This window comes from Acinetobacter sp. WC-141, assembly GCF_000313935.1.
In the GTDB taxonomy this organism is placed as follows: domain Bacteria; phylum Pseudomonadota; class Gammaproteobacteria; order Pseudomonadales; family Moraxellaceae; genus Acinetobacter.
On the sequence record NZ_AMSS01000023.1, the window covers coordinates 1 to 5,992 of the forward strand.

Below are 5,992 nucleotides of genomic sequence, written 5' to 3' on the forward strand. Positions count from 1 at the left end.
GGTGAATGTGGGTCACAGAAATATACATCTATGCCTAAATCTTCTTCGAGTATTTTATGTTCTGACATCTCGCGTCCACGGTCATAGGTCAACGTTTTACGCAGTTCTGCAGGTAAATATTTCAGAGCTTCAGTTAAAGCCTTGCGCACTGATTCTGCCTTTGCATCAGGTAATGTTGCCAAGATACAGAGCCGTGTATTTCGTTCAATAAGTGTTGCTATCGAACTTTTATTGTCTTTACCTTTAATTAAATCAGCTTCCCAATGACCCGGTATTTTTCTTTCTTGAACTTCGGCTGGGCGCTCATGAATAGTTTTAATATCCTGTAATATAGAATCTTTTTTAGGTTCACCGTTAGCTTTTCGCTTTTTATTTTCATGACGCAGACAGGATAATAAGTCTTTTTTCAACTCACCCTTTGGTAATGCTCGTATCGTTGAATAAATCGTTGTATGGCTTACATTCATTGTTTGATCCAAATCAGGAAATGTCTTTAAACGCTTTGCTATTTGCTGAGGAGACCATAAACAACGGATCGCTTCAACAATAAATTTCCAGAGGATTGAATCGATTTTGAGTTTTCTGTGACCACGTCTACGTCTAGCGAAGGTGTTATCAGAAGCATATCGAGCTTGATAAACGTCATTGATGCTATTTCTTTTAAGCTCACGATAGATCGTACTAGGATGTCTTTTAATGAGTTCAGCAAATTTTCTGGCTGAAAAGCCTTCTTTTCTTGACTCAAGCATTAATGCAGTACGATCTTCAAAGTTAAGATGATGGTATGACAATTTTATATACTCCATAAACCCTTTAAATTAATTAGGTGGTTTATGTCGCACTTCAAGTTTTACTCTGCCAGTTGTTGTTTCTAGTGGTGTGGCATTTTTTACATAACGGCGAGATAAAACATTTGCTAAGCAAAATCCAAAAGCCCCTAATAATATAAATAGATCTCCAATGTCTATTTTGAGGTGAAATAAAGTGGTTATATGTCCCTGACTAATGACCAGTAAAACGCCACTTAAGCCAAATAAAACACCTAAAAATTTACTCGGGGTAAGTTTTTCACCATCCAAAATAATTGTCATTAATAGGGTCATTAATGGTGTAGTTGCCATAATTAAAGCACCATTTACGGCAGATGTAGTCTGTAAGCCATAAAAACAACCTATGTTGAATCCCGCGATACCGATAACCCCAATAATAAGATAGATAAATAAATTTTGAGTTAAGGCTGCCCATCTTAATTTTCCTGTTATTGAAAAGATCAGAAGTAAGCCTAGACTTGCAATTGAAAACCGTTCAGATGCAGCAGATAGCGGAGGCATATGATGAATGATATAAGACATGGCATTAAATGCTGATCCCCAAAAAAACATCGTTAATACAACGCCAGCATAGGCATAAGCCACCGTTCTGTTCATGGACAGGCTCCCATTAAGAAAGGTTTTATTCTGGATAATTCTATAAAGGTGTACAATTCCGTATTAATACACTTCTTATGTGAAAATTTGCACAATGATCGATTGGGAAAATTTACATTACTTTTCAGTTTTTACCGAAGAGAAGTCACTGTCAGCTGCCGCAAGAAAATTAGGTGTAGATCATGCAACAGTATCTAGAAGAATTGCCCAGCTAGAACAAAACTTAAAACTTAAATTAGTTGACCGTAGACCACGGACTTACATTCTCACCCCTGATGGGGAACGTCTTGCTCAAGTGGTTGCTCGTATGATGGAAGAAACTTTTTCTATTGAACGTTTAACTCAGGCTGGTCAGCAAGAAGTGATGGGGAGTGTTTCTATCAGTATGCCTCCTTTAACTGCTGCACATCTCATCATGCCTCATCTGGGGGGATTTTATCGTCATTATCCTCAGTTAAAATTACGTGTACTGGGAGATGTTCATTATGTTTCTTTACAGCATAGTGAAGCTGATATTGCGGTAAGATTTGGGCGACCTAAGGATGAGAATTTAGTTGCTCGCAAAGTAGGTGAAATTCCTTTTGGGATATATGCTGCTCCAAATTATTTAGCTTCCACTAATCCTGAAAGCTATGAGTGGATTAGTGTAGAGGTAGGAGGCGTACATGGTCAAAAACAACAAAAGTTAAAAGAAAGATTAGGCAATAAAGAACCTATAATGGTTACAAACCATCCTGAGTTGCAGTGGAGAGCCGCATGTGGGGAGGTCGGTTTAGCTGTCTTACCCGATTTTTTAGGAGCACTCAGTAACCTAGTAAGGTTACAAGATGATTATCCTATGAGCGCGGAAATCTGGTTAGTAACACATGAAGATTTACGGCATAGTCCAGCAATACGAGTGGTGATGGACTTTCTTGTGAGTTGCTTCGAGCCTTATAAAATATAAATCTTAAAAAATAAGAGAGCTAGATAATTTATTAGCCTAGAGCTGTTTTATTTAAACAGTCGGTAGTCGATTTTGTAAGTTTTTTTAATTACTAGGAGGTAGCTTTATTCCAAATAGATTCATTTCTCACTTAAATTCTTCTGTTGTTACTCTTGTCCATATTTTAATTATCAGGAAAGAAACCTGCATCTTCACGTGCTTGCTTTAAAGCTAAGATAAATGAGGTTAATAAAAGTAAACCTATACAAAAAAGAAAAAGATCAATTTTACTAATCGCAAAACCTATACTCGTAGCGCCTAGACTTAATAATAAGATACATAATATTTTCCAAAAAATGAGCATGTTACGTTCTGATAAAAAGTCTAAAAGATATTATTTGCAATTGAAGGGTATTTCTAAATTTATTTATGTTTTTTTTATTATTAATTATGTAATTCTAAATAATTTAAATTCTGATTTTTTGATCTAACATTATGAAATTAAAATGAATTTTAATTTTATAAATTGCATGAATATTTTTTACTTATACTTAAAGTTAAGTTTTTATTAATTAATAGAATGATAATTCTTTAGAAACACTATAAAATAGTTTTTATAGATTAAATTTATTTTTTTAATTTCGTAAAAACAATATCTTATTGCTTTTTTTTAAATTTTTGTTAAAAAAAAGACTTGATCTTTAAGCCAAATTTTGAAATTATACTCATGCAAATTGTGATCTATTTCCCACAATTTGTATTTCAGGTTAAGTGGTTATCACTAATGCTCATTTGCTATTTTTGCTTATGAGCATTTTTTTATGTGATTTTTTAATATAACTACAAAGTAAAAAATATTAACGTTTTTGACTTTCTTGAGTAGCCTCAAGCTTTTTAAATTTTAGTATTTTTATAAATGGAGGCTAATCATATTGAATGGTCACAGTCGCTGTGGCTTTAACCTCACCTGAGGTTACATTGGCGGCAGTCTGATAGTAACGTGCAGTTAAGGGAATATCATATTCTATAGTCTGGTTGGAACTCACCATACCTATATTTAGCTTAGTTGCTTTTTGAATCGGCTTATTTGCTCCATTCATATTCCATAATAGTTCAACACCTACACCGTTAGCTCTGATTGAATTCGCGGCACTATTGTTAATCACCTGATTATTTGAGATATCAGAATTATAATCAAAACTTAAACTAATCATGTTACTTGTGGCTATACCAGAGTTGTTTTCGCCACCATTACATAAGATTGATAGATTAAAACTCTGTTCTCCTTGGGTTGAACCAATAGTTTTAAAGCCTGATTTCATCACTGTTGGAAGTTGAACCGGTGTATCTACACCATTTTGAATTTCACAAGATGAGGACGCAATAAGAATAGGGCTATTACTTAATACGGTTGTTGTTAAAAATGGGCGGTTCTGTTGTCCTGATACATAATAGGTGCTGTAACGACCAGCGACTAATGCACCAGAACCAGTAGTTGCAGCAGTTTTAATAACTTCCATCACGAAATACCCTGGGGAAAGTGTATATGGCGTGTTTGGGGTTAATGTGCGTCTATAGGGATAATATCCTGAAAAATCTGAAGCATCGGAAGCTTCGCGGTAAAGACGAATGCCAATACCGGGAATATTAGTCGCATAAACATTATTACCGATAGGACTAATAGGATAATTTAAGGGAAGAGCTGCAATAATTTGATCACTTGCACGATTACATGTTGCAGTTGAATTATTGGGTGAAATTGTAAAAGTATTTTTTTGTAAGATCGTTCCTATTGGATCGTTTGGTTTTACTACGATTTTACCTATAGTCATTGGAATATCGACGGTAGTAAATCCTTTACTTAAATTACAATTTGCATTTGTATGGCTATAAGCAAATAGGCTCACTGCCAAAAATCCAATTTTTTTTAAAATATTATTCATTTACAGACTGCCTTTGTCATAATCATTGGTTGGTTTTTATGTGTTATTTGATCCGCTATATCGTATTCAATTTCGCATTTTTCAGTACTCGTTTCGCCCCACTTCACATATAAACGGTCATGGGTTAAGGGTGTTCTTAAATAAATGCGACTGCCTTGCGCGACAATCCCTATTTCTTCATTATTCTGGTTATAAACTTGTGCAGCAAAAGGCAAATGTGAGCCATCTAACATTGTCGTACTAATAAAAAGTGCATAACCTTTTTTTGTTGAGAATTGAACTTTACTAATCGAGCCCGCATAGGGGGCAATTCGTAAACTGCTTTCAGCAAGTTCAACTTGGCTGGACATGTCTTGTGGGTCAAGACTGATGTCATTCATACGGTAAGGCGTAACATAGGGAATAACTGCATATCCCTTTTTGTTAATACTGAGTCCTGGTGTATTAGCGACTTGTGCTCCAGTCGCATCCGGTGCATAGACCACTACCATGGTTTGAGCCTGATCTGGCCCAAATAGAACCCCTTGAGAATGTGCAACAACATTGCCACTGAAGTTAAGCATTTCTTGTTGATATGAATCTGCGTGACTTAATGAAGCACCTAATGTTGTATAGTTTGTTTTATAGGTACCATTAATATTTATGTTGGTTTGATTATGATCCTGAGAAGAAATCGATGCGCCGTAATTTAAGCGATTTCCTGTAAAGCCACTGAAGCTTAAAGTTTGACTATCTTCACCAATAACACTATTAAAAGTCAGAGAGTTTTTCTTAAAATCTAATGGAAAAGATAAAGAAGCAAGGTACTGCGTATCTCGACTCGCGCGAGTAGTTCCTTCATCAATCTCGCTAGTAATTGCAGATAAACTATAAGTTAAATCTTTAAATTGATTGCTATAACCTAATTGGAACTGCTTATTGTTTGTGGAATGATTCCAATAGTTTATCCATGAACCCACTAAATAAAAATTTCCCCATTGCTTGGGAAGAACTTGATTTAAAGTAATCTGGAATTCACTTTTTTGTTTACCTACGGAAAAGCTATCAATATTTTGTTGTTGTAAATCTTGAATTAATGATGTGTGCTGAAAAAACAGGAGGTTTTAACTTGGTAAACTAAACACACTCATCAGGAGTTTACCATGAGCAAGAAACACAAGACTTACACCACAGAATTTAAAGCTGAAGCCATCAAATTAATTGAAGCCAATCAAGGCAATGTCTCGGAAACAGCCAGACAACTTAGCATTTCAATGCAAACTCTTTCAAATTGGAATACCAAAGCAAAGGCTGGAACTTTAGCAGGTACAAAACAGTATTCACCTGATCTAAACGCTCTACTCGAAGAAAATAAAAAACTCAAACAACAGCTCAAAATAGCTGAAATGGAACGTGAATTTTTAAAAAAGGCAGCAGCGTACTTTGCCAAAGAAAGTCAGTAAGGTACGCCTATATGAAACAAAAAAGATATTCTTTTCCAATTACCTTAATGGCTCGATTACTTCATGTTTCAGTTTCATGTTTTTATGATTGGCTCAAGAGAGGCGTGAGCAAAAGAACGATTCAACGAAATCAACAGACGATATTGGTGAAAATAGCCCATGAGGAGACAAAGCAGAGCTATGGTTATATTCGATTAACCAAATACTTACAAGCTCAGGGTATAAAAATGAGTATGTACGCTGTACGTCAGATAA

At 35.2% G+C, this 5,992-nt stretch carries 4 protein-coding genes and 3 pseudogenes; 2 read left to right on the forward strand and 5 right to left on the reverse strand.

Annotated features, from left to right (window positions below; genetic code table 11):
- Positions 1 to 806: IS30-like element ISAba125 family transposase (locus tag ACINWC141_RS03855; RefSeq protein WP_081033352.1), on the reverse strand; the 806-nt coding region annotated here is incomplete at its 3' end.
- Between the two features lie 54 nt (positions 807 to 860).
- Positions 861 to 1,427: pseudogene (locus ACINWC141_RS03860) on the reverse strand (DMT family transporter); the annotation flags it as partial.
- Positions 1,428 to 1,521: 94 nt separating this feature from the next.
- On the opposite strand from ACINWC141_RS03860, the gene ACINWC141_RS03865 reads away from it, so the two are divergent.
- Positions 1,522 to 2,373: a LysR family transcriptional regulator gene (locus ACINWC141_RS03865; RefSeq protein WP_009388162.1), complete on the forward strand. Its 852-nt coding sequence runs from the start codon at positions 1,522 to 1,524 to the stop codon at positions 2,371 to 2,373.
- 163 nt (positions 2,374 to 2,536) lie between these two features.
- Here the strand turns inward: ACINWC141_RS03865 and ACINWC141_RS03870 are convergent, their stop codons facing one another.
- The 3 genes and pseudogenes from ACINWC141_RS03870 to ACINWC141_RS03880 form a co-directional block, all read right to left on the reverse strand.
- Positions 2,537 to 2,716, reverse strand: a complete 180-nt coding sequence (locus ACINWC141_RS03870) for a hypothetical protein (protein WP_009388160.1) — start codon at positions 2,714 to 2,716, stop codon at positions 2,537 to 2,539.
- 559 nt (positions 2,717 to 3,275) lie between these two features.
- Positions 3,276 to 4,295 carry a fimbrial protein gene (locus ACINWC141_RS03875; protein WP_009388167.1) on the reverse strand — a complete coding sequence of 340 codons (1,020 nt, stop codon included), beginning with the start codon at positions 4,293 to 4,295 and terminating at the stop codon, positions 3,276 to 3,278.
- Positions 4,292 to 5,371 (reverse strand): annotated as a pseudogene (locus ACINWC141_RS03880) (fimbria/pilus outer membrane usher protein); the annotation flags it as partial. The gene ACINWC141_RS03875 and the pseudogene ACINWC141_RS03880, both read right to left, overlap by 4 nt.
- A gap of 66 nt (positions 5,372 to 5,437) precedes the next feature.
- Between ACINWC141_RS03880 and ACINWC141_RS19295 the strand changes: the two are divergent.
- A pseudogene (locus tag ACINWC141_RS19295) lies at positions 5,438 to 5,992 on the forward strand (IS3-like element ISAba22 family transposase); the annotation flags it as partial.

Bases quoted from the DNA above. Each gene is read 5' to 3' on its own strand.
- ACINWC141_RS03865 (WP_009388162.1), top strand. From the start codon at position 1,522: ATGATCGATTGGGAAAATTTACATTACTTTTCAGTTTTTACCGAAGAG.
- ACINWC141_RS03870 (WP_009388160.1), bottom strand. From the start codon at position 2,716: ATGCTCATTTTTTGGAAAATATTATGTATCTTATTATTAAGTCTAGGC.
- ACINWC141_RS03875 (WP_009388167.1), bottom strand. From the start codon at position 4,295: ATGAATAATATTTTAAAAAAAATTGGATTTTTGGCAGTGAGCCTATTT.